Consider the following 2,361-nt stretch of genomic DNA (forward strand, 5'->3'; position numbering starts at 1 on the left):
TATACAAAGGCAACAGATCGTTTTGGTAAAACAACAGAAGGCAGTTCAATGATCGATTTCGATGCTGAAGAAATTCGTCGTGGATTATCTGTTTATACAACAATTGTTCCAATTGAATGGGAAGATAGTAAAATTAATTTCATTGACACACCAGGTTATTTAGACTTCGTTGGTGAAAAACAAGGTGGTTTTGCGGTAGGTGATTCAAGTTTAATCGTAGTTAATGCCAAAGATCCTTTACAATCAGGAACTAAATTGGCTTATAAACAAGCTATAGCTGAAAAGAAGCCTACAATTTTCTTTATCAATAAGTTAGATGAAGAACACACAAGTTTTGATGCAAGTTATCAAGCATTGCGTGAAGAATTTGGTAAGAGTGTTATTCCATTTGAAGTTCCTATCGTTGAAGATGGAAAAATTGTCGGATCTGTAAATATCATTAAAAATAAAGCTTGGTATTATAGTCCGGAATTAGCTGATAAAGCATGCCCAGTACCTGAATCTATGCAAGAAGAAGTGGCTCTTTATAAAGATCAGATTGCCGAAGCGGTTGCGATGGGCGATGATGAATTAATGGAAAAATTCTTCTCTGGTGAAGAATTTAGTGATGCAGAATTAAAACGTGGTGTGCGTATTGGTGTACGTAATGGAGAAATTTGTCCAGTATATTCTGGTAGTGCAGTCAATTCAATTGGCATCCAACGTTTGATGGATTTAATCGTTAGTTATTTCCCAACATACTCAGAAAGAGGTATGTACACAGCTACAACTCCAAATGGTGTTAAAGTTGAATTGTTGACAAGTGAAACAGAAGTTTTAACAGCACAAGTATTTAAAACGATTATGGACCCATTTGTTGGAAGAATCAGTTATGTAAAAGTATTGAGTGGTGTACTTGCAGCTGATAGTACAGTTGTGAATGCCAATAATGGTAAACCTGAAAAAATCAGTCAAATCTATATCGTTAAAGGTAAACACCAGACAGCAGCTGGTAAATTGTTTACTGGAGATATTGGTGCTTTAGTAAAACTACAAAATACTAGAACAAACGATACATTGTGTGATAAAGGCAAATTGTTGATGGCAGATCCAATCACATTCGATACACCGATGTATGGACAAGCTGTTGTACCTAAGACTAAAAATGACGAGGATCGTTTATCAAATGGACTTGCTCGTTTACAGGAAGAAGATCCAACATTTAAAGTTGTAAACAATCCAGAAACAAAAGAAACAGTGATTTATGGTGTGGGTGATCAACACTTAGATGTCATTGTAAATAAATTAAATTCTAAATTTAAAGCTGAAGTTGTTTTAAGTGATCCAAAAATCACATATCGTGAAACAATCACAAAGACAGCTGTTGGTGAAGGTCGTCATAAAAAACAATCTGGTGGACATGGTCAATTTGGACATGTATTTGTAGAATTTAGTCCAAATCCAGATGAAGAAGAAATGGTATTTGCAGAAAAAGTATTTGGTGGAGCTGTTCCGAAACAATATTTCCCAGCTGTAGAAACTGGACTTCGTGAATGCTGCCAAAAAGGTCCTTTAGCAGGATATAAGATGGTCAATGTGAAGACAACATTATTAGATGGTAAATATCATGATGTTGACTCAAGTGAAATGGCATTTAAAATGGCTGCTCATTTAGCTTATAAAGACGCGATGACTAAAGTTCGTCCAATCTTATTAGAACCAATCATGAATGTTAAGATTCGTGTTCCAGATGAATTTACAGGAGCTGTAATTGGTGATTTGAATAAACGTAGAGGTTCAATTATGGGTATGACTCCAGTGGATTCAGATCAAGAAATTGATGCACAAGTTCCAATGGCAAATATGTCTAGATATTGTGTTGAATTAAGAAGTATGACAACTGGTTTAGGTACTTATACAATGGAAATGGACCGATATGATCCAGTGCCAGAACCTTATGCTTCAAGAGTGATTGAACAGAGCAAAAAAGATAAAGAATAGGACATACGTAAAAAGACAGCAGAAAACGGCTGTCTTTTTCTATAGGATTTCAAAATGTTTTAGTGCACTAACTATTCCATCTTCTTGTACAGAATCTGTAATATAATCGGCTATAGCTTTTACATTGTCTTTGGCATTACCCATCGCAACACCGGTACCAACATATTTCAACATCGAAATATCATTTCCTCCATCGCCAAAGGCCATGGCTTCCTCTTTGTTGAAATTGAAGTAATCCAATATCTTTTGAATACCTATATCTTTTCCACCATTACAAGGAATGATATCACAAGCTCTATTCCACCAGCGAGCCACTTTTAATGTAGTTGTGTTTTCTAGAATCAACTCATCTTGATCTTCTGTAGTGGCAACCATCATTTG

2 protein-coding genes are annotated in these 2,361 nt (G+C 35.5%); one reads left to right on the forward strand and one right to left on the reverse strand.

What is annotated here, in order from left to right:
* On the forward strand, window positions 1-1,980 hold a 1,980-nt coding region (locus tag ACZQCL_RS08795; RefSeq protein ID WP_482482861.1), incomplete at its 5' end, for an elongation factor G.
* A gap of 39 nt (window positions 1,981-2,019) precedes the next feature.
* On the opposite strand, the gene ACZQCL_RS08800 is transcribed toward ACZQCL_RS08795, so the two are convergent.
* Window positions 2,020-2,361, reverse strand: a 342-nt coding sequence (locus tag ACZQCL_RS08800) for an HAD-IIB family hydrolase (protein ID WP_482482863.1), incomplete at its 5' end; no start/stop codon positions are given.

This window comes from Holdemanella sp. (assembly GCF_056804935.1).